Origin of the sequence: Umezawaea sp. (assembly GCF_036375055.1) — a bacterium.
Classification (GTDB): Bacteria; Actinomycetota; Actinomycetes; order Mycobacteriales; family Pseudonocardiaceae; genus Umezawaea.
This window is the reverse complement of sequence record NZ_DASUSQ010000116.1, coordinates 1-26,546: the sequence shown is the minus strand read 5'-3', so window position 1 is coordinate 26,546 and position 26,546 is coordinate 1. Positions and strand designations below refer to the sequence as shown.

Below are 26,546 nucleotides of genomic sequence, written 5' to 3'. Positions count from 1 at the left end.
GGACGGCGGACCCCACGCCATCCACCACGCCGCCCTGACCATGCTCGCCGTCGCCCTGCTCTCCCCCGCCACCCTGCCCTGGTACTTCAGCTGGCCCCTCGTACTGGCCGCCGGACTCACCTGGACCCTGACCGGCCTGCGCGCCGCCGTGTTCTTCTCCTGCGTGCTGCTGCTGGTCACCTTCCCCAACGGCGACACCGCCCTCTACTCGTGGTTCTACCTGGCGCTCGTCGTGGCCGTCTCCGCGCTCGCCACCGTCTCGCTGGGACGGCCGGACCCCCTGGAGCTGTCGAGCAGGTACGGGCCACGCCCGTGAGCGACCGGGAACTCGACGCCGCGGGGATCACCGATCCGGCGGTGCGCTCGGCCTACGCCCGCCGCACGGCGTTGAACGCGCGCCACGGGAAGACGTTCTACCTGGCCACGCGCCTGCTCACGCCCGAGCGACGCCCGGCGGTGCACGCCAACTGACGAACTTCCTCCGGGACGTCGGCGAGGACCTCGACCGGGGACGGCTCTACCTGCCGCTGGACGTGCTGGACGCCTACGGCGTCGACCGGGCCCTGCTCGCCCGGCGCAGACGGACCGGTCGGTCCGAACCGGGGGTGCGGCGCGCGCTCGCGCACCTCGCCTCCCACACCTACGCCGTCCACCGCGAGGCGGAGGAGGGCGTGGCGGAGCCGCGGCCGGTCTCCCGGCCGTGCGTCGAGACGGCGCTGACCCTCTACCGGAACGTCCTGGACGGCATCGCGGCAGCCGACTACCGGGTGTTCTCCCGACGGGTGGTCGTGCCGGGAACGCGGAGGACGGCCGCGGCGCTACCGGGTCTGGCCCGCGCCGCGGTGGCGCGGGCCGTCCAGCCGGGAACGGATCAGAAGGCCAGGGCCTGGGCCCTGCGCTTCACCTCACGGCCACGGTCGCCGCGCAGCGCCTCGATGGGCGTGCCGGGCAGCGTCTCGTCCTCGGTGAAGAGCCAGCGCAGGATCTCGTCGGTCGAGTAGCCGGAGTCGCGCAGCACGGTGACCGTGCCGAACAACCCCTTCACGACGCCTGCCGCCGCGATGAAGTCGGCGGGGACCACGAGCACGCCGTCGCGACGCTCGGCGAGCAGCTGCCCGTCGCGGAGCAGCTGGTGGACACGGGTGATGGGTAGGCCAAGGCGGTCGGCGACCGTCGGGAGGTCGAGGACCTCCAGGTCGGGGGCCAGGACATCCGCAGCGGCGGGAATCGCACTCACGGGGGTCACGATGCCATAACCTCTCTTTGAACGCCCTGCGCCAACCGGGTCATCCTCGTTCTCCGTACGATCGGTAGTTGTGGAGAGGTCTGGTACGAACGTGATAGGCGGATTGCTGGAACACCGCTACCGGGTGGACCGCGTGCTCGCCCGCGGCGGCATGTCGACCGTCTACCGCGGCGTGGACACGCGCCTGGACCGCGCCGTGGCCATCAAGGTCATGGACCCACAGTTCTCCGGGGACCGCGCCTTCGTCGCCCGCTTCGAGCAGGAGGCCCGCACGGCGGCCCGGCTGCGGCACCCCGGCGTCGTCGCCGTGCACGACCAGGGAGTCGATCGAGGCGGACCCGACGGTGAGCACGTATTCCTCATCATGGAACTCATCGAGGGCGGCACCCTGCGCGACCTCATCACCGAGCGCGGCACCCTGAGCACCCCGCTCGCGCTGAGCGTGCTGGAGCCCGTGCTGTCGGCGCTGGCCGCCGCGCACCAGGCCGGACTGGTCCACCGGGACGTGAAACCGGAGAACGTGCTCATCGGCCACGACGGAACGGTCAAGGTCGCGGACTTCGGGCTGGTCAGGGCGGTCGCCGAGGCGGGCACCACCAGCGACAGCACGATCCTCGGCACGGTCGCCTACCTCTCGCCCGAGCAGGTGGCCACCGGCGCTTCGGACTCCCGCAGCGACGTGTACGCGGCCGGGATCGTGCTCTACGAGATGCTGACCGGGGTGACGCCGTACCTCGGGGACACGGCGATCTCGGTCGCCTACCGGCACGTCAACGAGGACGTCCCCGCCCCCAGCACGCTCGTCCCCGGCATCCCGGCGGAACTCGACCGGCTGGTCGTGCGCGCCACCCGCCGCGACCCCGCTCTGCGCCCCGCCGACGCGGCGGCGTTCCTGGCCGAGGTCGAGCAGGTGCGGCTCGTGCTCGGCGTGTCGACGACGCCCGTCCCGGCGCCCGCTCCGGGGCAGCACGACGCGACCGTGCGGGTCCGCCCGGTGCAGACGCCGGAGCAGGGTTCGCAGCACGCCGAGCTGACGATGCCCGTGCTGGCCGCTGCCGCCGCTTCTGCGGCCACCGTCATCACCCGGGCACCGCGGTTGCCCGGTGGGCCCGCGGGTGGGCCTCAGGGCGGCTCTCAGGGGCCGCAGGGGACCATGGCGCTCAACCGGACCTCCTTCCAGCAGGCCCCGCCGCCCCCTCCCGCCGCCCCGCCGAAGCCCGCGGCGCGCAAGAGGCCGCCGAAGAAGACGGCCGCCGAGCTGTACGAGGAGGAGCGCAAGCGCACCAAGCGCCGCTTCGCCCTCTGGGTCAGCCTCGTCGTCGTCCTGGCGATCCTCGTGGGCGTCACCGCCTGGTGGATGGGCAGCGGCCGGTTCACCTCCGTGCCCGGCGTGATCGGCAACGAGGAGGAGAGCGCCGTCGTGCTCCTCCAGGGCGCGTCGCTGAAGTCCACGATCTCGCTGGAGGCCAGCGACACGGTGCCCAGGGGCAAGGTGCTCCGGACCGAGCCGCCCGAGGGCACCGAGAAGCTGCGCGGCGACGCCGTGAAGGTGTTCGTGTCGCTCGGCAAGCCCGTGGTGCCGACCGTGCAGACGGGCGCCGACCCGGCCGCGGTGCAGAAGGACATCGAGCAGGGCGGCCTGAAGTCCGCGCTGAACCCCGAGGACGACGCGTTCAGCGACTCCGTGGCCAAGGGCAAGGTCCTGACGCTGAAGCCCGCTCCGGGGACCGAGGTCAAGGTCGGCTCCACGGTGATCATCGTGCTGAGCAAGGGCTCCCAGCCCAAGCCCGTGCCGAACGTGGCGGGCAAGACCAAGGACGAGGCCTTCGCCGAACTCACCTCGCAGGGTTTCGAACCCGTCGAGGGGCCACCGGAGAAGAACGGCAACGTCGAGGGCGGTCGCGTCGTGCGCACCGATCCCCCGGCCAACACCACCGTTCCCGCGGGCGGCAACAAGCGGGTGACCGTGGTGCTGTCGTCGGCGCCCGAGCAGGTGACCGTGCCGCAGGTCGAGGGCAAGCGGCTGAAGGACGCGAAGAAGCAGCTCGAAGACCTCGGGCTGAAGGTGGACCTCCAGTTCAGCCGGAACGGGAACGCGACCGTGCTGAACCAGTCGGTGCCGTCCGGGACGAAGGTCGAGAAGGGTTCTCGGATTACGCTCACCGCGCTGTGACGGTTGTTCGGGGGAATTGACCAATGGTCAATTCCCCCGAACAATTCGCACAATGGGGTTGGAATCGCTATTTCTTGCCGAACGACTGCTAGCGTGCAATCGTGGACGTTGTGGAAATCACGCGGGTGACCGCGGCCGAACTGCTGGGCGATCCAGCGGAAGTGCTGGACCGGGTCGCCGCGGGTGAGACGGTCGAAGTGGTGGACTCCGGGGTGACGATCGCCGTCATCACCCCTCAAAGCATGACCGACGTAATGACACAAGGCCTGATCAAGGCCGGGATCCTGCATTCGGACTGGCGGGAAGAGCAAGCGGAGCTGAGGCGGTGGATCCTCGCGAATCCACCGCTGCCCGCCCACCCGCACCGGAGGTCACTGTCCGAGGTCCTGATCGAAATGCGCGAGGAAGAAACCCGATGATCTACCTGGATTCCTGCGCGCTGGTGAAGCTCGTCCGAACCGAGGAATGCAGCGAGGCGCTGCGAACCCACGTGCTGCGAAGCACGGCGGTGCTGCTCAGCAGCGAATTGGCACATGTCGAAGTCGGCCGGGCGCTCACCCGCAACGGCGAGGGCCAACCGGCCCGCGATCACGCCGCGGTCCTCCTGGAGAGGATTGCCCGACTGCCCCTCAAGGGGAGCATCCGCCACGCCGCGGCGCTGCCGGGTGAGCACCTGCGCACCCTGGACGCCCTGCACCTCGCCACGGCGGCGATGCTCGGCTCGACGCTGACGCAGTTCATCACCTACGACAAGCGCCTCGCCCAAGCCGCTTTCATCGAGGGCCTGCCCGTCGTGACACCCGGAACGATCGTCTAACACGAGGAAGCGGCCCCGACACCAGTGGTGTCGGGGCCGCTTCGCGTTGTCCTGGGAACTACGAGCGGAGCATCTCCGCGACCAGGAACGCCAGTTCCAGCGACTGCTGGGTGTTCAGGCGCGGGTCGCAGGCGGTTTCGTAGCGGCCTGCCAGGTCGGCGTCGGAGATCTCCTGGGCGCCGCCCAGGCACTCCGTGACGTCCTCACCGGTCAGTTCGATGTGGATGCCGCCGGGGTGGGTGCCGAGGCCGCGGTGGACCTCGAAGAAGCCCTGGACCTCGTCGACGATCCGGTCGAAGTGCCTCGTCTTGTAGCCCGTGGACGACTCGTGCGTGTTGCCGTGCATCGGGTCGCACTGCCAGATGACCTGGTGGCCGGAGGCGGTGACCTTCTCGACGATGGCGGGCAGCAGGTCGCGGACCTTGTTGTTGCCCATGCGCGAGATGAGGGTGAGCCTGCCCGCTTCGCGGCGCGGGTCGAGGCGCTCGACGTACTCGACGGCCATCTCCGGGGTGGTGGAGGGGCCGATCTTGAGGCCGATGGGGTTGGACAGCATCTCCGCGAACGCGATGTGGGCGCCGTCCAGCTGCCTGGTGCGGTCGCCGATCCACAGGAAGTGCGACGACAGGTCGTACAGCCTGGGCTCGTCGTTCGTCGTGTCGAGCCGCAGCAGGGCGCGCTCGTAGTCGAGCAGCAGCGCCTCGTGCGAGGCGAAGATCTCGGTGGTGTGCAGCGACATGTCGTTCACGCCGCACGCCGACATGAAGCGGAGGCCGCGGTCGATCTCGGCGGCCAGGGCCTCGTAGCGCTCACCCGCGGGGCTGGTGCGGACGAAGTCCTTGTTCCAGTCGTGCAGGCGGTGCAGGTCGGCCATGCCCGCGCTGGTCATCGCGCGCAGCAGGTTCATCGCGGCGCTGGCGTTCGCGTACGCCCTGACCAGGCGCGACGGGTCCGGCACGCGGGCTTCCGGGGTCGCCACGAGCGAGTTGACGATGTCGCCGCGGTAGGACGGGAGGCCGAGCGCGTCGATGCCGGACGAGCGCGGCTTGGCGTACTGGCCCGCGATGCGGCCGACCTTCACCACGGGCACGCTGGCGCCGTAGGTGAGGACGACGGCCATCTGGAGCAGCGTCCGGATGTTGCCGCGGATGTGCGGCTCGGTGTTGTCGGCGAAGGTTTCCGCGCAGTCGCCCCCCTGGAGGAGGAAGGCTTCGCCGCGAGCGACCTCGGCCAGGTTGCCGCGCAGCCGGTCGATCTCGGCGGGCACGGTGATCGGTGGAACGCTCTCGAGCACTGTGCGCACCTTCCGCACCTGCTCCGGATCCGGCCACTCCGGCTGCTGGGCAGCCGGGCGAGCCAGAGCGGCGTCCAGCTGAGAACGCATCTCAGGCGGCAGCGGCGGTAGCTCGGGAAGCGTGTCCACGGGCACGTCCACGGTCCAGTTCACAGTGAACAGGGTATGTGTTCCACACTGAGAGACGCGCTGGGGGTTTCCGCAGTGACTCCGCGGTGACGAAGCCGACGGAAGGCCTGTGCACGAGACGCCGGATCGCCTGCATGATGAACACCATGAATTCCACCCGATTGGATGATTCTACGGCCGCACGGCTGCTGGAGACCGCTGTGGCCAACGTCCAACGGGACCACCCCGTGCACTGGACGATGGTGATCACCTCCGACGAGGAGCTGGTGCCGCACCGCGTCCTGCACCCGGTGTTCGCCGGGTCGTACGACTGGCACTCGTGCGTGCACCAGACGTGGCTCGCGGTGCGGCTGCTGCGGCTGCGGCCCGCGCTGGACGGGGCGGCCGACGCCGTCGCGGTGCTGGACTCCCTGCTCACGCCGGAGAAGTGCGAGGTGGAGGCCGAGTTCTTCCGCGGGCCGCGCGGCAAGCACTGGGAGCGCCCGTACGGCTGGGGCTGGCTGCTGGTGCTGGACGCGGAGCTGCGCACGTGGGGTTCGGACGACGCCCTGCGCTGGTCGGCCGCGCTGGCCCCGCTGGCGACCGTGCTGCGCGACCGGTTCCTGGCGTGGGTGAGCACGGCGCGGCTGCCCATGCGGACCGGCACGCACGGCAACACGGCGTTCGCGACGGGCCTGGTGCTGGACGCGGCGCGGGCCGTCGGCGACGACGAGCTGGCCGACGCGTGCGCCGAGGCGGCGCTGCGGTGGCACCGCGAGGACTCCGGCTACGGCGGGTTCGAGCCGGACGCGGCGGACTTCCTGTCCCCCGCGCTGGTCGAGTCGGACCTGATGCGGCGGGTGCTGGGCACCGACGAGTTCGCGGCCTGGTTCTCGGCGTTCCTGCCGAACCTGGACGAGGCGCGGTGGAAGGTGCTGCGGGAACCCGTACCCGTGGACGACCCGGCCGATCCGTACGGCTCGCACCTGTCGGGGCTCGCGCTGTCGCGGGCCTGGAACTGGAAGGCCATCGCCGAGGCGCTGCCCGAAGGCCACCGCTACCGCGAGTTGGCGGCGACGTCGGCCGAGGCGCACCGCGAGGCGGGGTGGCGCTACGTGTTCGGCCACGGCTACGCGGCCGAGCACTGGCTGGGCACCTTCGCCGCGTACCTGGACCTGGGAGCGTACTGACGCGAAGAGGGCCCCGAGGAAACCTCGGGGCCCTCTCTCAGAACAGGTCTACCCACGCGAGGCCGCGTCGGTAGGTCGTGTCGCCATTTTCTCGAGCCGGGCGGGGACGAGGTCTCTGCCCGGCTCGAGAAGATCGAGGCTCGACGTGCCGACTACAGGCGGCCGAGCCGCCGTCTGCGGAGCAGCGGCCATTTAACCGAAGAAGACCTCGGCCTCGGCCAAGCGGTGCGCGGGGACCGTCTTCAGCTCGGCGGTCGCCTCGGCCAGCTTGACGCGGACGATCTCGGTGCCGCGCAGCGCCACCATCACGCCGAAGTCGCCGTCGGCGACGGCGTCGGCCGCGTGCAGGCCGAAGCGGGTCGCGAGGACGCGGTCGTACGCGGTCGGGATGCCGCCGCGCTGGGTGTGGCCCAGCACGACCGCGCGGGACTCCTTGCCGGTGCGCTCGGCGATCTCCTCCGCGAGCCAGGTGCCGACGCCACCGAGGCGGACGTGGCCGAACGCGTCCTTCTCACCGGAGTGCAGGACCTCGGCGCCGCCCTCGGGCACAGCGCCCTCGGCCACGACGATGATCGGCGCGTACTGCTTCTCGAAGCGCTGCTCGACCCAGTTGACGACCTTCTCGACGCTGAAGGGGCGCTCGGGGACGAGGATGACGTTCGCGCCACCGGCGAGACCGGAGTGCAGCGCGATCCAGCCCGCGTGGCGGCCCATGACCTCGACGACGAGCGCGCGGTGGTGCGACTCGGCGGTGGTGCGCAGCCGGTCGATCGACTCGGTCGCGATGTGCACCGCGGTGTCGAAGCCGAAGGTGTAGTCGGTCGCGCCGAGGTCGTTGTCGATGGTCTTCGGCACGCCCACGACGCCGATGCCGTCGTCGGTGAGGCGCTTCGCGACGCCGAGGGTGTCCTCGCCGCCGATCGCGATCAGCGCGTCGACGCCCTCGTCGGAGAGCACCTTGCGGATCTTGTCGACGCCGCCGTCGACCTTGTACGGGTTCGTCCGCGACGAGCCGAGGATCGTGCCACCCCTGGTCAGGATGTCCTCGACGTCCGCGAGGCCGATGGACTTCGTCAGCCCCTCGATCGGCCCCTGCCACCCGTTGCGGAAGCCGACGATGTCCCAGCCGTGGACCTCGACACCCTTGCGAACAACGGCCCTGATGACCGCGTTCAGGCCAGGGCAGTCCCCGCCGCCAGTGAGCACACCGATGCGCATCTGCTTCGCCCAATCTCTCTCGAAGACCGTTTGGTCGAGTGCCGCTCAGGGCGCCAGTGCCCGGCGTCACTACCTCGGAGCCCGAAGCGTGTCACGGACTGGATCGGTGCAGCAACACCGCGGACACATTTCTGTGCTCAGGCGACCGGGAACCCGCGCTTCTTCCGCTCCTGTTCGATCACCTTCCAGCGTGCCAGGTTGTGCCGCGCGTCCGCGAGCGCGTCGTGCGCGTCGGCCGGGGGCTGCGGCAGCCTGGGCCTGCCGACGTCGTCCCAGCGCTGCCGGAGGTCGCGGGTGAAGCGCGGCAGGCTGCGCGGCAGCGCGGGCATGGCACCCCAGAGCTGGGCGAGGGCGACGTGGTCGTACGCCGCGAACCACGCCCACAGCTCCACCTCGTCGCGGGCCGCCTTGGGGCCGCCGAGGAAGTCCAGCAGGTCGCGCCGGAGCTTCTCCCGGCTGCGCCAGGTCGGGTCGGCGGGCGGCGGGAGCTGGTTGAGCACGTTGTTGCGCACCCAGGGACCCGCCTTGGCGGGGTCGAACTCGGTCGAGACCGCGTAGAACTCATCGCCTTCCTCGGTCACCACACCGATCGAGATCAGGTCGATGGTCTGGCCGTCCTCGATGAATTCGCAGTCGTAGAAGAAACGCACCGGGCCCACCCTAAGTGGCCGCTCAGCCCGCCTTCGTCTCGGGCACGCGATCGACCGCCCCGGTGGCGGACCGCGGCGGCACCTCGACGGTCCCGGCCTCGGCCGCCGCCTGGTCCTCCTTGGCCTTCGCCGCGTAGACGTCCACGTACTCCTGGCCGGTCAGCTCCATCAGCGCGTACATGATCTCGTCGGTGATCGACCGCAGCACGAACCGGTCGCCCGAGAGGCCCTCGTAGCGGGAGAAGTCGAGCGGCTTGCCGATCTTGATCGTGATGGGGGTCGGCTTCCACATGCGGGAGCCGATCGGGTTCGCCTTGTCGGTGCCGAACATCGCGACCGGGATCACCGGCACGCCCGCCTCCAGCGCGATCCAGGCGACGCCGACCTTGCCCTTGTACAGGCGGCCGTCCGGCGACCGCGTGCCCTCGGGGTAGATGCCGAGCAGCTTGCCCTCGCGCAGGATCCGCACACCGGTGGACAGCGCGCCCTGGGCCGCCGACGCGCTCGACCGGTCGATCGGCACCTGGCCGACACCGGACATGAACGACCTCTGCAACCAGCCCTTGACGCCCTTCCCCGTGAAGTACTCGATCTTGGCCGGGAACGTCACCCTCCGCGACAGCTTCAGCGGCAGGAAGAAGGAGTCGGACACCGCGAGGTGGTTGCTCGCCAGGATGGCGCCCCCCTCCTTCGGGATGTTCTCGGCGCCCTCGATGATCCGGGGGCGGAAGAACACCTTCAGCAGGGGTCCGAGAAAAATGTGCTTCATCAACCAGTACAGCACTGCTGGGAGCGCCTCCCTCACCGACCTTGATCCGACCTCAGCCTACGTAGCCGACGGCACAAGGCACAACGAACACGCGTCGCCAGAAGATCCGGGTGCACATCCGCCCGGCTGCCGTAGCCCGGAACGCCGGGAGCACGTGGGACGATGACAGGGAAAAGACGACGCCCGGACACGGGAGGGCTGGAGCACGCCGATGGATTCCCGACGCGACTCGACCGACGGCCCCGAGGACGTGGACGCGGCCTTCGCCGAAATCGTCGCGAGCCTGGAACGGGACGGGATGGGCGCCAACTGGCCCGACCCGCCCCCGTTCGACGAACCCGCTGACGAACCGGTCGCCGCCGGGATCCGCCCGGAGGGGCAGCCGCGGGTCGCGGTGCCCGAGCCGGAGGAGGATGACGACGACGACGCGCACTTCGTGCCGCCGGATCCGCCGCCCCTGCCCCGGTTGAGGGCGGGGACGATCGCCGCTCTGGTGGTGATCGCGGTGGGGGTGGTGCTGCTGGTGGTGCCCCAGCTGTTCGGGCTGTCCACGCAGGTGAGCGTGCCGGTGGCGTTGGTGGTGCTGTGCGGTGGGGTCGGGTGGCTGGTGATGCGGGTGAAGCCTGGGCCACCGCCGGATTCCGGGTGGGATGACGGGGCGGTTCTCTAGGTTGGCCGCTGGTCCCGGCGTGTGGTCTTGGCGCCGGGTCCCGGCGATTGGTGTAGCGCTAGTCCCAGCGTGGTGTGGACGATTCGACTCGGGGGCCCCTCGATTTGCCCCTTTGTCGGGCTTAGAAGGGCAGGCGGGAAGCCCTTGCCGACAAATTTCAAGGGGCGAATCCCCCGAGTAGAATCGGCCGCGGTTCAGGGCGGCGGGTCACCTTGCGTTGTGGTCCAGCAGGTCGTTCGCCTGCGGGTCCGTGTGGTTCTGCCGGTCCCGTTGTGTTGTCGCCTGCCGGTCCCGTTGCGTTGTGCTGGCTCTAGTTCTGGCGCTTGTGGCCGTTGGGGCTGGTGTGGTCTGCGAGGTCCCTGGCCAGGGTCGCTGCTCCTACCAGGCCCGCGTCGTCCCCTAGTTGAGCCGTGCGGATCCTGGCCAGTGGGCGGTGGCCTGTGCCGGTGATGGTTTCGGCGTAGCGTTCACGGGCTTCGTCCAGGAACAGCGGCGCTGATTCCGAGACTCCTCCGCCGATGACGACCATTTCCGGGTCGTAGACGTCGGCTACCAGGGTCAGGCCGTCTCCGAGCCATTTTGCCAGGTCGGACATGGCGCGCAGGGCTAGTGGGTCACCGTCCCTCGCTGCCGCGGCCACTCTTCTGCCGGTGATGGCTCGGGAGTCCTTCAGCGCTTCCCTGACCAGGACGGTGGAGACGCCGGGGTTCTTCGCCAGCAGTTCGACCGCTGTGGTGCTGAGCGCCGTGCCGCTGCAGTAGCGCTCCCAGCAGCCGTTCTTGCCGCACGGGCAGGGCCTGCCGTCCGGGACCAGGCGCAGGTGGCCCAGTTCCGGGGCTACGCCGTGAGCTCCTCGGTAGACCTTGCCGTCGATGAGCAGCGCGCCGCCGATGCCCGTGCCCAGGGCGACCATGACCGCTACCCCCGCGCCCCTGGCCGCGCCGAAGCGGTGTTCGGCCAGTGCCGCGGCGTTGGCGTCGTGCTCCAGCACGACCGGCAGGCCGATGCGCTGGGACAGGCGTTGGGCCACCGGGGCCTGGCGCCAGGCCAGGTGGGGGGCGAAGCGGACGGTGCGGCGGTCGGTGGCCACGAAGCCCGCCACGGCCAGGCCCACCGCGGAGATGTGGTGCCTGGTCGCCAGCTCGGCGACGGCCGTGGTGATGGCGTCCTCCAGCGGGCCCTCCTGGGCAGGCGTGAGGGCGCGGGTGATGTCGATCACAGCACCGTCGGCGTTGACGACGCCCGCTCGGACGCTGGTGCCGCCGATGTCGACGCCGACGGTCAGCACCGCGAACCCTGGTCGGGCTTCCGGCGCACCACCTGGATGTGCTGGACCCGCGGTTCGTCCGAGCGGGGCTCGGGCTGGGCGGGGGTGTCGCCGGGGTCGCTCAACGCCATGCGGAGCAGGGTGAGCAGGCCGGAGACGTGCTCGGCGGCCTTCGCGGCCAGTTCCGAGCGGTCGCCCTTGATCAGGGCCGCCGCGTTGCAGACCGGGCACCAGCCGCAGGTCCGCGGGTTGTGGTCGGCGGCGCCCTCGGTGGCGATCCGCTGGAGCCACGGCTGGGCGCGTTCGGCGGCCACGTCGATCAGCAGCCGCAGTTCCTCGACCAGCTTGGCCGTCTTGTCGTCCGCCACAGGGTCACCGCATCCACAGGTTGGGGTCGGGGCGGAAGCTGACCGCCAGCCCGGTCTCGTCCATCTCGGCGCCGGTCACGACGCACCGGCGCAGCAGCGACGGCAACGCCACCAGCTTGCGCCTGCCGTCGACGGTGACGGCCAGTTCGTCGCCGACCCGCGCCAGGTCCAGTTCGGTGTCCTCGCCGAGCGGCAGCACGATGCGCAGCAGGTACTCGGCCTCGGTGCCCCGGCCACCGCCGCTGACCTCCAGCATCGGGGCGGTGGACGCCTCGACGCCGCGCAGCGGGTCGGCGCCCCGGTACAGCTCGGCGGCCACGTCGAGCAGCGCCCGCACCCCGACGGGCTCGGAGGCGCGGTGGTCGACGACCCGCACGTCGCCCATGCCGGTCAGCTCGGCGGACTGGCGCAGCTCGGACAGCACGGCGTCCTGCTCCCCGCGGCGGGTGCGCAGCCACGTCGCCGCCGCTCCCCCGTCGGAGCCGGGGTCGGGCACGAGGCGGTTGGCCACGACGCCGTCGACGCGGATGCCCTGGAGCGCGAGCGCGGTGAGCGTGCGGCGGGTCTCGGCGGCGACCACGCGCTCGGGCGTGAGGACGAGGCGGACGCTCGTCGTGGTCTGGTCGGCGAGCATGGCCCGGAGGGCGTCGAGGTGCTCGGCGAGCCTGCTGAGGGCGTCGGCGGTGGCGTCCCACTTCTCCACGGTCGCCGTGCCCGCGACGCCCGCGAGCAGGCCGCGCACGACGCGCCGGTGGGTCGGGAAGAGGCGTTCGAGGTAGCCCGCGAAGGCCTCGGGGAGGGAGAGCAGCCGCAGCGTCTCGGCGGTCGGGCCGCAGTCGACCACGACGGTCTCCCACGGACCCGCGTGGGACAGGCGGTGCACCTCGGCCAGCGCCAGCAGCTCCTCGACGCCGGGCAGGACGGTCAGCTCCTCGGCGTCCAGCTCGTCGACGCCCGCTCCCGCGAGGATGGTGCGCAGGTGGCCGCGCAGGTCGCGCCAGGCGTCGTCCACGAGGCCGCGCGGGTCGATCTGCGCGGCGTAGAGCCCGGAGTCCACTTCGGACGGCTGACCGCCGAGGGGGACGCCGAGCGCGTCACCGAGGGAGTGCGCGGGGTCGGTCGAGACGACGAGCGCCTTGCGCCCGTCGGCGGCGAGCTGGGCCGCGGTGGCGGCGGCGAGCGTCGTCTTGCCGACGCCGCCCTTGCCGGTGAAGAGCAGGACGCGGGTCATCCAGCGTTTTCCACGCGCCGCTTGAGCTCCTTCAGCGCGGTGTCCATGATCATCTTTTCGGCCTTGCGGCGGAACAGGCCGATCATCGGCACCACGAGCTGCACGGACAGCGTGTAGGTCACCTCGGTGCCGCCGCCGGTGGCCTTCAGGCGGTAGCTGCCCTGCTGGGACTTCTGCATGTTGCCCTTGACCAGGTTCCAGCCGACGCCGTCGGCGGCCCAGTCGTAGGCCAGCACGTACTCGTCCTTGATGGGGCCCTGGTCGATGTTGAACTTCACCTGCGCGGCCCGACCGTCCTCACGGGATTCGAGCACCTCGGTGCGCTTCACCCCGTTCGCCCAGTCCGGGTACGACTCGAAGTCCGCGATGACCGCCAGGATTGCCTCCGGCGGAGCGTCGATCACGATTGACTGGGTGGACTCGTCGGCCATGCGCAGGAGGTTACCCGGTAGTTCACCAAGTCAACGCGTACGGCCTGCCCAGCCGCTGGAAGTGGCCGACGTTGACGCACTCGGTCCGGCCGATCCGGACCCTGCGCGACATCGGCTGGTGGACGTGGCCGAAGACGGACCACCGCGGTCGCTCGCGGCGGATGGCGTCCAGCAGCGCCCGCGAGCCCACCTCCGCGCGCCTGGCGACCACGTCGTAGGTGAGTTCGGCCACCGACGGCGGGATGTGGGTGCAGAAGACGTCGACGTCGGTCAGCCCGTCGATCGCGGCGGCGAAGTCGTCCTCGTAGCGCAGGTACGGGATCCAGGGGGCGTCCGGGCGCAGGACGTGGCCCTTGCCCAGCAGCGCGCCACCGGCGAAGCCGAACCGCAGGCCGCCGATGTCGACCACCTGCCCGTCGACCATGTGCAGGCCCTCCCGCGCGAACTCCGGCCACAGCGCGGGCGAGTCGACGTTGCCGGGGATGGCGTAGGTGGGGGTCGTCATGGCGGCGAACATCTCGGCGTACTGGGTGCGCACGGCCTCGTCCACGACGGCGCGCGGGTCGTCCAGGCTGCCCCAGAGCGACCGGAGGAACAGGCCGGTCTCCGGGCCCGTCGGTCCGCGGCGCAGCTCGGCGAAGACGCCCACCTTCTCGGCGCCGAACACCTGGCCGAGGATGCCCCGGCCGTGGTCGTGGTAGTCGACGAAGTCGACCAGGTCGCCCAGGACGACGAGCGCGTCGGCGCCGTCCCCCGCGCGGGCCAGCGCTTCGGTGTTGCCGTGGACATCGGAGACGACGTGAACCCGCACACCCCAAACCTACGACACGGGCGGCGGGCACCCCGGAGCGCGACCTGCTTCCAAGGTCATCTTGAGGCCGAGGGAGACCTCCTTGGCCGCGAGCTGGCGGCGGCGGACCTCGCGGCGGACGCGCTTGGCGGGCACGTCGTCCGGCAGCTCGGCGCGCAGGAAGTAGTGCAGCAGGGTGCCGTCGAGCACCTGCTCCAGCCAGACCTCCATCGTGCCGGTCAGGGCGCCGCCGACGGTCCAGCGAAGACCCTGCTCACCGCGGTCCAGATAGACGTGGAGATCGAGATCGGGCCAGAACCGGCGCCAGGCGGAGGGCGGTGCGAAAGCGGCGGCGACCACCGCTCGCGGCACCACCAGGAAGGTCTCGTCCACCACGTCCACACTCGCCACGGCTGGGAAGAGTGCCACGACACGGTCACGGAACACCCCACCGGCCTGGTGTATAGCCGGAATCACAGGCTAAGTTTCCCCACCGGTAACAAACAACCGTCCGGAGGTTGACGTGCGTGAGTTCAGCGTCCCCGCCACCAGCCCCGTGGCTGCCGAGGAGAACCTCACCGACATGGTGTGGGCGAACGCGGAGCGCTTCGGCAACGCCGTCAGCTTCCGCCGCCGCGTCGACGGCACCTGGGTCGACGTCACCGCTCGTGACTTCGCCGCGCAGGTCCTCGCCGTGGCCAAGGGGCTGATCGCGTCCGGCGTGCAGCCCGGTGACCGCATCGGCCTGCTGTCGAAGACCCGCTACGAGTGGTCCCTGCTCGACTTCGCCATCTGGTCCGCCGGTGGTGTCGTCGTGCCCATCTACGAGACCTCGTCGGCCGAGCAGGTGGAGTGGATCCTGTCCGACTCCGCCGCCAAGGCGATCTTCATCGAGACGTCGGCGCACCGCGCGACCGTCGACTCGGTCGTGGACCGGCTGCCCGAGGTGCGCCACGTGTGGCAGATCGAGGGGCCGGGCTCCGACGGGGCCGCGGGCGCGATCGACGAGCTGACGGCGCTGGGCGCCGAGTCGTCCGACGACGACGTGCGCGAGCGCAGGCGCAAGCTCGGCGCCGACGACACCGCGACGCTGGTCTACACGTCCGGCACGACCGGGCGCCCCAAGGGCTGCGAGCTGACCCACCGCAACCTGCTGGCGGAGGTCAGGGGCGCGCTGGTCGCGTTCCCCGAGCTGCTGATGGCGGGCAACTCGCTGCTGGTGTTCCTGCCGCTCGCGCACATCCTGGCGCGCTCGCTGGCCGTGTGCGGCGTGTACGCGCGGGTGACGCTGGGCCACACCTCGGACGTGAAGAACCTCGTGGAGGACCTGGCCTCGTTCCGGCCGTCTTTCGTCGTGGCGGTGCCGCGGGTGTTCGAGAAGGTCTACAACGGCGCCAAGCAGAAGGCCAACGCGGGCGGCAAGGGCAAGATCTTCGACGCGGCCGAGGCGACCGCCGTCGAGTACAGCCAGGCGATCGACAAGGGCGGCCCCGGCCTGGTGCTCAAGGCCAAGCACGCGCTGTTCTCCAAGCTCGTCTACTCGAAGCTCCAGGCCGCGCTCGGCGGTCGCTGCATCGCCGCGGTGTCGGGTGGCGCGCCGCTGGGCGAGCGCCTCGCGCACTTCTTCCGCGGCATCGGCGTGCCGGTGTTCGAGGGCTACGGCCTCACCGAGACCAGCGCCGCGTGCGCCGTGAACACGAGCAAGGCGTTCCGCGTCGGCACCGTCGGCCTGCCGATCGGCGGCACCTCGATCCGGATCGCCGACGACGGCGAGATCCTGATCAAGGGCGACGTGGTGTTCCGCGCCTACTGGAACAACGCCGAGGCGTCGAAGGAGTCGCTGGAGGACGGCTGGTTCCACTCGGGCGACATCGGCGAGCTGGACGACGAGGGCTTCCTGAAGATCACCGGTCGCAAGAAGGAGATCATCGTCACCGCGGGTGGCAAGAACGTCTCCCCCGCCGTGCTGGAGGACCGGCTCCGCGCGCACCCGCTGATCAGCCAGTGCATGGTGGTCGGCGACGCGCAGCCGTTCATCGGCGCGCTGATCACGATCGACCCGGAGTTCTTCCCCACCTGGAAGAAGCAGAACGACAAGGGCGAGGACGTGACCGTCGCCGACCTGGTCGACGACGCGGCCCTCGTCGGGGAGATCCAGACGGCCGTGGACGAGGCGAACCTGGCCGTGTCCAAGGCCGAGGCGATCAAGAAGTTCCGGATCCTGCCCGCGGACTTCACCGAGGCGAGCGGGGAGATCACGCCGAGCCTCAAGCTGCGCCGGACGATCGTCGCGGGCAAGTACGCCGACGACATCACGGCGATCTACACGAGGTAGGGACGAAGAGGGGGGCGGCCCGGCCGTGGCCGCCCCCGGCGGGGCCGTCTTCCGCAAGACGGCCCGAAGTTTAAGACGGGTGGCTCACGATGGTGAGACCGTGAGCCACCCGACCCCCAGTGGATCGCGTATCCGCTGTTCAGCGGACCCGATGAAGTATGCGTCCCGATCCCCCAACCGGGACGTCCCCTAGAGTGCCGTACCGCTCTGTCGTATCGCTGACGCCGCAATGACACCTGCCGTCAGCGCCCGAATAGGCTTGGGGGCGGTGAACGGGTCGAGGGGATTGATCATGGGATCGGCTGGTGAGTTCCGGCTGCTGGGACCGTTGGAGGTCCGCCGGGACGGCCGGGTGGTCCCGATCCGGGCAGGCAAGCACCGCGCGCTGCTGGCGTGCCTGCTGCTGAACGCGAACCGCGTCGTCCCGATCCCCGACCTCGTCGAGGCGCTGTGGGGCGACGCGCCCCCCGAGCGGACCCGCGGGACGTTGCAGACGTACGTGATGCGGCTGCGGCAGGTGCTGGGCGAGCCGTCCTCGATCACCACGACCCCCTCGGGCTACCAGCTCTCCGTTCCTCCCGACCGGATCGACGTGCACCGGTTCACCGCGGGCGCGGCACGGGCGCGCGAGGCGGCCGAGGCGGGCGACCTGGAGGGCGCGCGGGCGATCTGCGTCGAGACCATCGCGCTGTGGCGGGGACCCGCGCTGTCGGACGTGCCGTCGGAGGCGCTGCACCGCCACGAGGCGCCCCGCCTGACCGAGGCGCTGACGGAGCTGCGCGAGCAGCACGTCGACGTGGAGCTGGCGCTGGGCAACCACGAGCAGCTCGTGTCCGTGCTGCGCGGGCTGACCGTGGACCACCCGCTGCGGGAGCGGTTCTGGGCGCAGCTGATGCTCGCGCTCTACCGCAGCAGCCGCCAGGCCGAGGCGCTGGAGGTCTACCGCCAGGTCGGCCGGATGCTGGACGAGCAGCTCGGCGTCGACCCCGGCGAGGACCTGCGGGCCGTGCACCAGGCCATCCTGACCGGCGACCCGCAGCTGGCCGCGCCGAGGGCCGATCCCCCCGAGGAGCAGCTTCCGGGCAGGCTGCCCGGCGACCTCGCCGACTTCGTCGGCCGCGAGGAGCTGGCGCGGCGGGTGGTCGAGCTGATCGCGTCGGAGGACCCCGGCACCGCCGTGCCGATCGTGACGCTGTCCGGTCCGGCGGGCGTCGGGAAGACCTCGCTCGCCGTGCACGTGGCGCACCTGCTGCGCGACCGGTTCCCCGACGGCAGGCTGTACGTCGACCTCCGCGGCTACGGCTTGGGGCCGCCCACCACGACCGTGGACGTGCTGGCGCGGTTCCTGCGCGCGCTCGGCGTGCCCCCGCAGCAGATCCCCCTGGAGGCCGAGGAGCAGAGCACCCTGTTCCGGTCGCTGCTGACCGGCAGGCGGATGCTCCTGGTGCTGGACAACGCCTCCGCGCCGGACCAGGTGCGCCCGCTGCTGCCCGGCGCGGCCAGCTGCCCGGTGATCGTCACCAGCCGCGACGACCTGCGCGGCCTGATCGCGATGAACGGCGCGCGGCGGCTCGCGGTGGAGGCGCTGGAGCCGCCCGAGTCGGCCGAGCTGCTGACCGGGATCCTGGGCGCGGGCTCCGACGGCGCGTCCGTGGAGGAGCTGGCGCGCCGCTGCGCGCACCTGCCGCTGGCGCTGCGCGTGGCCGCGGCGAACGTGGCCACCACCCCCGGTGGCACGGTCGCGAGCTACCTGGCCGAACTGCCCGCCGACGAGCCGCTGGCCGCCGTCGACCTCGCCTACTCCGCGCTGCCCGAGGAGCAGCAGCGCCTGTTCCGGCTGCTGAGCCTCGTGCCGGGGCACGACTTCACCGCCGAGGCCGCCGCCAACGTGGCCGACGTCGACGTGCCGGTGGCGACCCGGCTCCTCGCCCAGCTCAGCAGCGCCCACCTGCTGCTGAAGCCGTCGCCGGGGCGCTACCAGTTCCACGACCAGCTCATGCTGTTCGCGGCGAAGCGGCGGGCCGCGCAGGACGACGAGAGCGAGCAGGAGGCCGCCCGCGTCCGCCTGCTGGAGTTCTACGTCCGGTCCGTCGACCAGTGCGCCGAGCTGCTGTACCCGGACCTGCTGCGGCTGCCGAGCGGCGAGGCGACGTCCGTGCGGCTGCCCAGGATCACCGTCGCGACGCAGGCGCTGCGGTGGCTGGACGGGGAGCGCGGGAACCTCACCGAGGCGATCCGGTCGGCCACCGAGCAGGGCCCGGCGTCGATGTCGTGGCGGCTCGCCGACGCGCTGCGCGGCTACCTGTGGATCGGCAAGCACGTCAGCGAGTGGCTCGTCACCGCCCGCTACGGCCTGCGCGCCGCCCACGCGGAGCGCGACCTGCCCGCCGAGGCCGCGATGCACGGCAACCTCGGCACGCTGCACTGGAAGCTCGGCGAGTTCGCCACGTCCGCGTCGCACTACCAGCAGGCGCTGGAACTGCACCGGTCCCTGGGCAACGCCGCCGCCGAGACGGGCGCGCTGAACAACCTCGGGCTCGTGCACATGGAGTCCGGCGACCTGGCCGAGGCCCGGCGGGTGCTCACGCTGTGCCTGGACCTCAAGCGCGGGCCCAACGGCGTGAAGTCGGGGCACAGCACCGTGTTGATCAGCCTGGGCATGCTGGCGATCGAGACCGGCGACCTGGCCGAGGCGTACACGCACCTGACCGAGTCGGTGAAGATCAGCAGCACGAAGGGGCTCAAGGGCAGCGAGGCCACGTGCCGCAACTTCCTCGGCGTGGTGCTGAGGCTGCGCGGCGAGCCCGTCGCGGCGCTGGAGCAGTTGGAGACCGCGCTGGCGTTGAGCCTGGAGGTCGGCTCCCGCGAGGCCACGGCGCGCGTGCTGGAGAGCACCGCCGTGACCAAGGTGGACCTGGGTGAGCCGGTGGAGGCGCTGGCGCTGGCCGGGCGGGCGCTGGACGAGCTGGCGGAGAGCGGCGACCAGCAGACCACGACCAACGTGCTCGTGGTCATGGCGGAGGCGAACCGCCGGCTCGGACGGCTGCGGACGGCCGACGAGCAGTTCCAGCAGGCGCTGACGAAGGCCGACCGGATCGGGTTCCAGCCCGCGGCGGCGCGGGCGTTGATCGGGCTGGCCACCACGCGGCGGCTGCTGGGCGCGCCGGAGGAGGCCCTGGAGCTGTGCGGGAAGGCGTTGGGGATCGCGCTGGAGGTCGGGCTGCGGATCACGGAGGCGGTGGCGCGCACCGAGTTGGCGGCGATCCACCGCGTGCTGGGGAACGTCGGGGAGGCGGAGGAGCAGGAGACCACCGCGGCCCGGTTGCGCCGGGAGACCGGGCTCGCGGGCTGACGCCGGGCCGTTGCGCTGACGCCGCACGGCTCGTGGAACCGGTGGCGGCCCGGTGGAAGAGGTCGACCAGGAGTGGCCCGAACACCGACCGCGTCGACCGGCCTCGACGCGGTGCGCGACCCGAGGAGCCCGTCCGGCCCGGTTCCGACCGCGGATCGAGCCGGGTCCAGGGCGACCGCGAGGTCGGGCCGGTGCGACGGCTGAGCACGGGACCGCGACCGAGCCCGCCCTCAGCCGTCGACGAGTCCGCGCAGCCGCCCGGCAAGGTCGTCCCAGTTCCACTGCTCCGAGGCCCACTGGCGGCCCCGCGCGCCCATCTTCGCCGCGTGCTCCGGGTCGGCGAGCAGGCCGGCGACGGTGTCGGCGACCTCGGCGACGTCCTGCCCGTCCACGACGCGACCGGTCTCGTGGTCGAGCACCGTCTCCGGTGCGCCGCCCGAGTCGCCCGCGACCACGGGCAGCCCCGTGGCCGACGCCTCCAGGAACACGATCCCCAGGCCCTCGACGTCCAGGCCGCGCCCCCTGGTGCGGCACGGCATCGCGAACACGTCACCCGCGTTGTAGTGGGCGGGCAGCTCCGACCACGGCACGGAGCCGGTCAGCACCACGTGCTCGGCGACGCCGGTGGACGCGGCCAGCGCTTCCAGCCGGGACCGGTACGGGCCGCCGCCGACGATGAGCAGTGCCGCGCCGGGCACCCGGTCCCGGATCGCGGGCAGGGCGCGGATCAGCACGTCCTGGCCCTTGCGCGGCACCAGGCGCGACACGCACACCACGACGGGCCGGTCGCCGAGGCCGTGGCGGGCGCGCACCTCGGCGCGGGCGGCCGGGTCCGGTCGGTACACGTCGGTGTCCACTCCGGACGGCAGGTGCTCCAGCGGTGCCATGCGGCCGAAGGCGGCGGAGAACCGGGAGCGGGTGTACCTGCTGACGTAGGTGACGACGTCCGCGTCCGAGCCGATGCGGCGCAGGGCCTGGCGGGCGCCGGGGAGCATGGACCAGCCGACCTCGTGGCCGTGCGTGGACGCGAGGACGCGCTCCACGCCCGCCCTGCGCAGCGACGGGCCGAGGAGGGCCAGCGGGGCGGCGGCTCCGAACCAGACGGTGTCGCACCCCTCGGCGCGGACGACCTCGGTGGCGCGGCGCAGGACGTCCGGGGTGGGCAGCATGAGGCTGGTGGGGTGGCGGACCACCTGGAACGGCTGGGCGGCGTCGAACTCGGGGTGGCTGCCGGTGGGCGAGTCCCACGACGGCGCGTAGACGACCAGGTCGTCGGCGGGCAGCCGGGACGCGAAGGCGTGCAGGTAGGACTGGATCCCGCCGGGGCGGGGCGGGAAGTCATTGGTCACCAGGAGGGTCCGACGCACCCGCTCTACGGTACCTACCGGAAGAACTCGGTCCGCAGGAACTCCCGCCAGCCCTCGGTCAGGCCCGCGCGGTCGGTACCGATCGCGGCGCGCAGCACCCCGTCCACATCGGACTCCTCCGCGGCGAGCGCCCGGTACAGCGCGATCAGCCCCTGCTCGCCGAGCAGGCCCGCGAGGTAGCGGTTGACCGACCACGCCTCCTGGTAGGCGAGGTCCATGGCCGGACCGCGGAAGTCGGCGTCGGACGGCAGTTCGGTGGGCGGGTCGGTGCGCACGCGCGCGGCCAGCGCGGGGGCCGCCCTGGCCGCCGGGACGTCGCTGCCGCGGAACCCGACGTAGTCGGCGAAACCCTCCAGCAGCCACATGGGAGCGCCGTCGGCGGTGTTGCCGCGCACGGCGACGTGGGTGATCTCGTGGCGGAGCAGCACGCGCAGGGAGAGCGGGGACAGCGCAGTGGCGCTGGCGGGGTTCAGCACGACCCGCTGGCCCCTCGCCGTGTGCGCGACCGGGTCGATCTGCTCCGCGACCGCGACCCCGGCGATCGAGCCCACGGCGAACGAGGGGCCGACCAGCGCGCTCATCTCCTCGGGCCCACCGGGCACCAGCACGGCGACCTGCCGCGGCCACGCCGTGCCCCACACCTCGGTGACGACGGCGACCGCGCTGTCGAGTTCGGCGAGGACCCGCGCCGCCAGCGCCTCACCGCCGGGATGGCTGAGGACGAGCCCGGCGGGCGAGGTCAGCACGTGGCACGGGCCGAAGTCCCACGGGCCCCGCCACGTCTCCCCCGCGGCCGTGTCGGACGCCAGCAGCCACCGGTCGCCGTGCCGGGCGAACAGGTAGCCCATGGGGCGGGTGCTGGCCTCGGCGTCGACGCCGCTGAGCCGGTACCGCAGCCGGACGGCGGGCGCCCACAGCTCGTCGGCGGCGGGCCGGGCGGTCGGGGTGGTCGGGGAGGTGGCGTCGACCTCGTAGCCCCACTCGGCGAGCGGGACGCCCGCGAGGTTGTGGAACAGGTCGCGCTGCTCGCCGAGGAACACGGGGTCGGCCGGGTCGACGGTGGCCAGGAACGCGGCTTCGTCGCGGTCGCGCAGCGCGGCGGCGCGACGGGCGAGCAGGGCCGTGACGGCGGGTTCGCGGACGTCGGCCGCGGCGGGGGCGGCCGGTGGCGGGGGTGTCGACGCACCGACCGGCTGGACGACCTGCGCGAGTCCGGCGAGGAACGTCGCGACGATGGCCGCGACGAGCACCGCCCGTACCCGTGATGCGGTGAAGGCCACCACGCCGAGGGTAGTCGGTGTGGTGGCCTTCACCGGTTCGGACGTGTCAGCCCGCGATGCGCCGGATGGACGAGATGGAGCCGGGCGCGTCGATCGAGGTGATCTTGACCGGCACCCCCTCGGTCGCCGCGTGCACGATCTCGGTGTTGCTGATGGCCAGCCCGACGTGGCTGAAGCCGTTGTAGGCGATGATGTCGCCCGCCGTGACCTCGGCGCGCGAGACCGAACGGCCCGCCGCGCCCTGGCCCTGGCTGGTGCGCGGGATGCTGATGCCCGCGTTCTGGTAGGCCTTCATGACCAGCCCTGAGCAGTCCCAGCCGTCCGGACCGGTGCCGCCGTAGACGTAGGCGTCACCGCGCTGGAGGAGTGCGAACGCCACCGCCGCACCCGCCGCGCCGGACGGGACGGCGATCTCGCCCATGTCGCCCGAGTCGGTCAACGTCTTCTTCTCGGTCCCGGTCAGCTTGTTGAGGGCCGCCTTGACGTCCTTCTTCTGGGTGTCGAGGTCGGCCGCGCGCTTCTTGATGTCCTCGGTGATCTTGATGGCCTCGTCGTTGGCCGCCTTCGCGCGGGCCTGGGCCTCGATCGCCTTGCTGGTCGCGTCCGACGCCTGCGCCACCGCGCCCGAGAGCTTGTCGAGGGCCTCGAAGTTGTCCGAGGCGAGCACGCCGAGCGCCGACATGCGGTTGAGGAAGTCCTGCTGCGAGTCGCTCACCAGCAGTGCCGAGAGCTGGTTGAACCGCGCGCCCTCGAAGGACGCCTCGGTGAACTTGTCGACCTGCTGGCGGAACGTCTCCTCGTCGGCCTTCGCCTGGTCACCGACCTGGGTGGCCGCCGTGACGTCGGCCGTGGCCTTGTCGAGCTCCTCCTGGTTCTGGGCCTGCTTCTCCTCGGCCTGCAGGAGTTCTTCGTTGAGCTTCGAGGCCTGCTCGGACAGCTCGTTGTACTGCTTCAGCGCCTCGGAAGCGTTCGCCGGGCTGTTCGGCTGGGCCACCGCTGACGCGGGGGCGATGCTCGCTGCCACGGCGGCAACCGCAGTGGCTGCGATCGCCCCGCGCATACCGCGCTTGAGTCGTTGCGACGCCACAGTCGCGCATGTCTCCTTCGTGATGAACCGCCTACCGGGGGCTGACCGGACTCGAGGCGCGCGGGGCGCGCCGATCCGTCGTGCAGCCCGCAGATCGATCTTGTCCGGCACGGCTCCCCGACGGGCCGATTCGGCGGTGATCCCGTGTCGCCGCCCAGGATGGACGGCCACCTGCCACGAGGTCTCGGCCAGGTTACGAAAAGTGGCGGCCCGCGTCCACCTGGTGATCGAGAAAAAATGCACAAGCGTGACCTTGGGTCCCCGGACACCGCACGCGGAAGTGAGAAAAGCCTCAAACCCGACCGAGTCTGGCCAGCAGTACCGCCGACGGCACCGGGTGCGCGCCGCGCCTGCGGACCGAGTCCGCGACCGCGCGGTCGGACGTGACGACCACGACGGGCCGCCCCTCCGGCTCGGCCGTCACCAGCGCCCGGATCACGTCGTCCGCGAGCACGCCGGGGTCGCTGAACAGCACCCGAACGCCCCTCGGGGCGGCGGCGGGCACGGCGACCACGCCCGCGCCGTCGAACACCAGCGTGACCTCGGCCCCGGTGCGCGCGGCCAGCACGGCGAGCTGGTGCACGAGCCGGTCGCGCTGGTCGGACAGCGGCAGGTCCGGGTAGCCGGTCTTGGTGACGTTGTAGCCGTCCACGATCAGGTGCACGGCGGGCAGCGCGAGCAGCCGGTCCAGCGCGGCCGGGTCCTCGACCCGGCCCACCGCGCCCTGCGCCGCGCTCGCCCCGCGCACGAGGTCGGCCGGACGCGGCCCCGCGCCTCCGAGCGCGAGTTCGCGGCGGAGCCCGTTGACCGCGCCGTCGAGGGTGTCCACGAGCAGCGCGAGCCGGACCTCGTCGGCCTGCCGGGCCTCGCGGGCGGACTGGCGGGCGACGTCCGCGTCCGCCTCCGCCCGCGCCGCCTTGGCCCGCTCGGTCTCGGCGCGCTCCCGTTCCCGGTCGCGCTCGGCGGTCAACCGCACCAGCTGCACCCGCGCCTCGGCTCGGGCCTGCTCGACCTCGGCGGCGGCCGTCTCCGCCCGGTCCTTCGCCTCCTTGAGCCGCACGCCCTGCTCGCGCAACCGCTTGCGCAGGCGTTCCAGCTCGACCTCGGCCTCCTCGCGGATCTTCTCCGCGAACCCGGCCGTCTGGGCGCGCTCCTCGCGCAGCCGCTCCAGCTCGGCGTCCATCCGCTCGGCCCGCAGCACGGCCGCGTCCCGCTCCAGCCGCAGCGCCGCGTCACCGGCCCGGCGGGCCACCAGCTCCACGTAGTGCGGCGCCGCGTCGTCGCCGAGCAGCACCGCGGCCGAGGCGGCGGTCACCGGGTCCGGCGCCGTCAGCTCCAACGTCGAGGGCCGGTTCTTGCGCAGCCACTCGACCACGGCGGTCCGGAAGTTGGCCGACGACCTCAACCCGGAGATCAGCGCCGACCCGCCCAGCCGGGCGCGCTTCGCGGGCGCGAACCGCGCCACCGACCGCAGCTGCTGCGGCACGTCCACCTTGGCCATGTCCCCGAGCGCGTCGGCGGCGAGCTCCGCCAGCCGGGACCGCAGCCCGTCCGGCAGCCCACCCCAGTCCACAGTGGACTCAACAGAGGGCGCCCGCTCGGCGTCCACCAGCTCAGGGGCCGCGGGCTCGTCGGGTTCGGGGTTCGGGTCGTGCACCGGTACAGGCTACGGCGCAGTGGTGACGAGCACAGTGTTGGATGGCGCGCGGTGACGCCGCCCGACGACCCTCGATCAAAAATGTCGTACCCCTCGATTAACTTCCGCGTCGTGAACGCGCAACTCTCGTTCGACGAACTGGGCACCCCTCTTCGCGACACGACGTTCGTGGTCTTCGACCTGGAGACCACCGGGGGCAGCGCCACCGACGACGCGGTCACCGAGATCGGCGCCGTGAAGATCCGCGGCGGCGAGGTGCTGGGCGAGTTCGCGACCCTGGTCGATCCGGGTCGGGGCATTCCGCCGCAGGTGGTGGCCCTGACGGGCATCACCCAGCTGATGGTGACCGGCGCTCCGCGGATGGACGAGGTGCTGCCCGCGTTCCTGGAGTTCGCGGCCGGGGCCGTGCTGGTGGCGCACAACTCCGGGTTCGACGTGGGGTTCATGAAGGCCGCCTGCGAACGGCACGGGTACCGGTGGCCGAAGCCGAGCGTGGTGTGCACGGTGCGGTTGGCCAGACGGGTGCTCAGCCGCGAGGAGGCGCCGAGTTGCAGGCTCGGGGCGCTGGCGCAGCTGTTCGGCACCGAGACGACCCCGACGCACCGGGCGCTGGACGACGCTCGGGCGACGGTGGAGGTGCTGCACCGGCTGCTGGAGCGGGTGGGGCCGCTCGGGGTGCAGTCGCTGGAGGAGCTGCTGGCCTACCTGCCGGAGGTGACGCCCCAGCAGCGGCGGAAGCGGGAACTGGCGGCGCACCTGCCGCACGAGCCCGGCGTGTACCTGTTCCGGGGGCCGAACGAGGAGGTGCTGTACGTCGGCACCGCGTCGGACCTGCGCAAGCGGGTGCGGCAGTACTTCACCGCCAGCGAGGGGCGGGCCCGGCTGCGGGAGATGGTCGCGCTCGCGGTGCGGGTCGACTCGGTGTCGTGCGCGCACTCGCTGGAGGCGGAGGTGCGGGAGCTGCGGCTGCTGGCCGCGCACAAGCCCGCGTACAACCGGCGGTCGAAGAACCCCCAGAACGCGTGGTGGCTGACGTTGACCGAGGAGGCCTACCCGCGGCTGTCGATGGTGCGGGAGGCCCGCACGGGGGCGCTGGGGCCGTTCCGGTCGCGCCGGGCGGCGGAGACGGCGGCCGACGCGGTGCTGGAAGCGCTGCCGATCCGGGCGTGCACGCAGCGGATCCCGGTGAAGGCGCAGCGGGGCACGCCGTGCGCGCTGCACGAGCTGGGGCGGTGCGCGGCTCCGT

The 26,546-nt window shown here is 72.0% G+C and carries 24 protein-coding genes and 2 pseudogenes; 11 read left to right on the top strand and 15 right to left on the bottom strand.

Features of this window, described 5'->3' with window-relative positions; genetic code table 11:
- The 3 genes and pseudogenes from VFZ92_RS29825 to VFZ92_RS29815 all read left to right on the top strand — a co-directional run.
- Positions 1 to 316: pseudogene (locus VFZ92_RS29825) on the top strand (hypothetical protein); the annotation flags it as partial.
- Entirely contained in the window at positions 313 to 471 is a 159-nt protein-coding gene (locus VFZ92_RS29820; protein ID WP_330879396.1) for a hypothetical protein, read from the top strand. The pseudogene VFZ92_RS29825 and the gene VFZ92_RS29820, both read left to right, overlap by 4 nt.
- Positions 468 to 737: pseudogene (locus VFZ92_RS29815) on the top strand (squalene/phytoene synthase family protein); the annotation flags it as partial. The gene VFZ92_RS29820 and the pseudogene VFZ92_RS29815, both read left to right, overlap by 4 nt.
- Positions 738 to 871: 134 nt before the next feature.
- Here VFZ92_RS29815 and VFZ92_RS29810 read toward each other — a convergent pair.
- Entirely contained in the window at positions 872 to 1,237 is a 366-nt protein-coding gene (locus tag VFZ92_RS29810) for an Rv2175c family DNA-binding protein (RefSeq protein WP_330879395.1), read from the bottom strand.
- A 79-nt stretch (positions 1,238 to 1,316) separates the two neighbouring features.
- Between VFZ92_RS29810 and pknB the strand changes: the two genes are divergently transcribed.
- The 3 genes from pknB (at position 1,317) to VFZ92_RS29795 (ending at position 4,236) form a co-directional block, all read left to right on the top strand.
- Positions 1,317 to 3,419: a Stk1 family PASTA domain-containing Ser/Thr kinase gene (gene pknB / locus VFZ92_RS29805; RefSeq protein WP_414720055.1), complete on the top strand. Its 2,103-nt coding sequence runs from the start codon at positions 1,317 to 1,319 to the stop codon at positions 3,417 to 3,419.
- Between the two features lie 101 nt (positions 3,420 to 3,520).
- Positions 3,521 to 3,838: a type II toxin-antitoxin system prevent-host-death family antitoxin gene (locus VFZ92_RS29800; protein ID WP_330879393.1), complete on the top strand. Its 318-nt coding sequence runs from the start codon at positions 3,521 to 3,523 to the stop codon at positions 3,836 to 3,838.
- Positions 3,835 to 4,236 (top strand): type II toxin-antitoxin system VapC family toxin, encoded by a 402-nt coding sequence (locus VFZ92_RS29795; RefSeq protein WP_330879392.1) that lies wholly within the window; start codon positions 3,835 to 3,837, stop codon positions 4,234 to 4,236. The genes VFZ92_RS29800 and VFZ92_RS29795 overlap by 4 nt, the downstream gene beginning before the upstream one ends.
- A 58-nt stretch (positions 4,237 to 4,294) precedes the next feature.
- On the opposite strand, the gene VFZ92_RS29790 is transcribed toward VFZ92_RS29795, so the two are convergent.
- Entirely contained in the window at positions 4,295 to 5,683 is a 1,389-nt protein-coding gene (locus VFZ92_RS29790; protein WP_330879391.1) for a class II 3-deoxy-7-phosphoheptulonate synthase, read from the bottom strand.
- A 110-nt stretch (positions 5,684 to 5,793) separates the two neighbouring features.
- Between VFZ92_RS29790 and VFZ92_RS29785 the strand changes: the two genes are divergently transcribed.
- Positions 5,794 to 6,828, top strand: coding sequence for a DUF2891 domain-containing protein (locus tag VFZ92_RS29785; RefSeq protein WP_330879400.1), 1,035 nt, complete (start codon positions 5,794 to 5,796; stop codon positions 6,826 to 6,828).
- A 192-nt stretch (positions 6,829 to 7,020) separates the two neighbouring features.
- On the opposite strand, the gene VFZ92_RS29780 is transcribed toward VFZ92_RS29785, so the two are convergent.
- The 3 genes from VFZ92_RS29780 to VFZ92_RS29770 all read right to left on the bottom strand — a co-directional run bounded on the left by VFZ92_RS29780 (position 7,021) and on the right by VFZ92_RS29770 (position 9,480).
- The gene (locus VFZ92_RS29780; RefSeq protein ID WP_330879390.1) at positions 7,021 to 8,046 is read right to left on the bottom strand and encodes a 6-phosphofructokinase; all 1,026 of its coding nucleotides are present in this window, start codon (positions 8,044 to 8,046) and stop codon (positions 7,021 to 7,023) included.
- Positions 8,047 to 8,183: 137 nt separating this feature from the next.
- The gene (locus VFZ92_RS29775) at positions 8,184 to 8,696 is read right to left on the bottom strand and encodes a polyadenylate-specific 3'-exoribonuclease AS (protein ID WP_330879389.1); all 513 of its coding nucleotides are present in this window, start codon (positions 8,694 to 8,696) and stop codon (positions 8,184 to 8,186) included.
- Positions 8,697 to 8,718: 22 nt separating this feature from the next.
- Entirely contained in the window at positions 8,719 to 9,480 is a 762-nt protein-coding gene (locus VFZ92_RS29770) for a lysophospholipid acyltransferase family protein (protein WP_330879399.1), read from the bottom strand.
- 196 nt (positions 9,481 to 9,676) lie between these two features.
- Here VFZ92_RS29770 and VFZ92_RS29765 point away from each other — a divergent pair, with 196 nt between their 5' ends.
- On the top strand, positions 9,677 to 10,135 hold the full coding sequence (locus tag VFZ92_RS29765; protein ID WP_330879388.1) for a hypothetical protein: 459 nt from the start codon (positions 9,677 to 9,679) through the stop codon (positions 10,133 to 10,135).
- Positions 10,136 to 10,445: 310 nt separating this feature from the next.
- Here VFZ92_RS29765 and VFZ92_RS29760 read toward each other — a convergent pair whose 3' ends face one another.
- From VFZ92_RS29760 to VFZ92_RS29735, 6 genes are read right to left on the bottom strand one after another with little or no spacing between them, the layout of a single operon-like run.
- Positions 10,446 to 11,423: an ROK family glucokinase gene (locus tag VFZ92_RS29760; protein ID WP_330879387.1), complete on the bottom strand. Its 978-nt coding sequence runs from the start codon at positions 11,421 to 11,423 to the stop codon at positions 10,446 to 10,448.
- Complete coding sequence (locus tag VFZ92_RS29755) at positions 11,417 to 11,770, bottom strand: hypothetical protein (RefSeq protein ID WP_330879386.1); 354 nt, start codon at positions 11,768 to 11,770, stop codon at positions 11,417 to 11,419. The genes VFZ92_RS29760 and VFZ92_RS29755 overlap by 7 nt, the downstream gene beginning before the upstream one ends.
- Before the next feature lie 4 nt (positions 11,771 to 11,774).
- Positions 11,775 to 13,001 carry an ArsA family ATPase gene (locus VFZ92_RS29750; RefSeq protein WP_330879385.1) on the bottom strand — a complete coding sequence of 409 codons (1,227 nt, stop codon included), beginning with the start codon at positions 12,999 to 13,001 and terminating at the stop codon, positions 11,775 to 11,777.
- Positions 12,998 to 13,432 (bottom strand): SRPBCC family protein, encoded by a 435-nt coding sequence (locus tag VFZ92_RS29745; protein WP_330879384.1) that lies wholly within the window; start codon positions 13,430 to 13,432, stop codon positions 12,998 to 13,000. Before VFZ92_RS29745 ends, VFZ92_RS29750 begins: the two co-directional genes overlap by 4 nt.
- A 22-nt stretch (positions 13,433 to 13,454) precedes the next feature.
- Positions 13,455 to 14,243 (bottom strand): metallophosphoesterase family protein, encoded by a 789-nt coding sequence (locus VFZ92_RS29740; protein WP_330879383.1) that lies wholly within the window; start codon positions 14,241 to 14,243, stop codon positions 13,455 to 13,457.
- 9 nt (positions 14,244 to 14,252) lie between these two features.
- Complete coding sequence (locus tag VFZ92_RS29735; RefSeq protein WP_330879382.1) at positions 14,253 to 14,633, bottom strand: polyketide cyclase / dehydrase and lipid transport; 381 nt, start codon at positions 14,631 to 14,633, stop codon at positions 14,253 to 14,255.
- A gap of 112 nt (positions 14,634 to 14,745) precedes the next feature.
- Here VFZ92_RS29735 and VFZ92_RS29730 point away from each other — a divergent pair, with 112 nt between their 5' ends.
- Both VFZ92_RS29730 and VFZ92_RS29725 read left to right on the top strand, forming a co-directional pair.
- Positions 14,746 to 16,557 (top strand): long-chain fatty acid--CoA ligase, encoded by a 1,812-nt coding sequence (locus tag VFZ92_RS29730; protein ID WP_330879381.1) that lies wholly within the window; start codon positions 14,746 to 14,748, stop codon positions 16,555 to 16,557.
- A gap of 292 nt (positions 16,558 to 16,849) precedes the next feature.
- Positions 16,850 to 19,909, top strand: coding sequence for an AfsR/SARP family transcriptional regulator (locus VFZ92_RS29725; protein ID WP_330879380.1), 3,060 nt, complete (start codon positions 16,850 to 16,852; stop codon positions 19,907 to 19,909).
- A 230-nt stretch (positions 19,910 to 20,139) separates the two neighbouring features.
- Here the strand turns inward: VFZ92_RS29725 and VFZ92_RS29720 are convergent, their stop codons facing one another.
- From VFZ92_RS29720 to VFZ92_RS29705, 4 genes are all read right to left on the bottom strand, one after another.
- A complete protein-coding gene (locus tag VFZ92_RS29720; RefSeq protein WP_330879379.1) occupies positions 20,140 to 21,276 on the bottom strand; it encodes a glycosyltransferase family 4 protein in 1,137 nt (378 codons plus the stop codon).
- Positions 21,277 to 21,290: 14 nt separating this feature from the next.
- Positions 21,291 to 22,556 (bottom strand): hypothetical protein, encoded by a 1,266-nt coding sequence (locus VFZ92_RS29715; protein WP_330879378.1) that lies wholly within the window; start codon positions 22,554 to 22,556, stop codon positions 21,291 to 21,293.
- A gap of 46 nt (positions 22,557 to 22,602) precedes the next feature.
- Positions 22,603 to 23,580, bottom strand: coding sequence for a C40 family peptidase (locus tag VFZ92_RS29710; RefSeq protein WP_330879377.1), 978 nt, complete (start codon positions 23,578 to 23,580; stop codon positions 22,603 to 22,605).
- A 355-nt stretch (positions 23,581 to 23,935) separates the two neighbouring features.
- A complete protein-coding gene (locus VFZ92_RS29705) occupies positions 23,936 to 25,300 on the bottom strand; it encodes an NYN domain-containing protein (protein ID WP_414720051.1) in 1,365 nt (454 codons plus the stop codon).
- 81 nt (positions 25,301 to 25,381) lie between these two features.
- Between VFZ92_RS29705 and VFZ92_RS29700 the strand changes: the two genes are divergently transcribed.
- Positions 25,382 to 26,546, top strand: a 1,165-nt coding sequence (locus VFZ92_RS29700; RefSeq protein ID WP_330879397.1) for a DEDD exonuclease domain-containing protein, incomplete at its 3' end; no start/stop codon positions are given.

Excerpts from the sequence above, each read along its gene's own strand:
- VFZ92_RS29780 (WP_330879390.1), bottom strand. The coding sequence starts at position 8,046 with ATGCGCATCGGTGTGCTCACTGGCGGCGGGGACTGCCCTGGCCTGAAC.
- VFZ92_RS29745 (WP_330879384.1), bottom strand. The coding sequence starts at position 13,432 with ATGGCCGACGAGTCCACCCAGTCAATCGTGATCGACGCTCCGCCGGAG.
- VFZ92_RS29725 (WP_330879380.1), top strand. The coding sequence starts at position 16,850 with ATGGGATCGGCTGGTGAGTTCCGGCTGCTGGGACCGTTGGAGGTCCGC.
- VFZ92_RS29765 (WP_330879388.1), top strand. The coding sequence starts at position 9,677 with ATGGATTCCCGACGCGACTCGACCGACGGCCCCGAGGACGTGGACGCG.
- VFZ92_RS29785 (WP_330879400.1), top strand. The coding sequence starts at position 5,794 with ATGATGAACACCATGAATTCCACCCGATTGGATGATTCTACGGCCGCA.
- VFZ92_RS29795 (WP_330879392.1), top strand. The coding sequence starts at position 3,835 with ATGATCTACCTGGATTCCTGCGCGCTGGTGAAGCTCGTCCGAACCGAG.
- VFZ92_RS29750 (WP_330879385.1), bottom strand. The coding sequence starts at position 13,001 with ATGACCCGCGTCCTGCTCTTCACCGGCAAGGGCGGCGTCGGCAAGACG.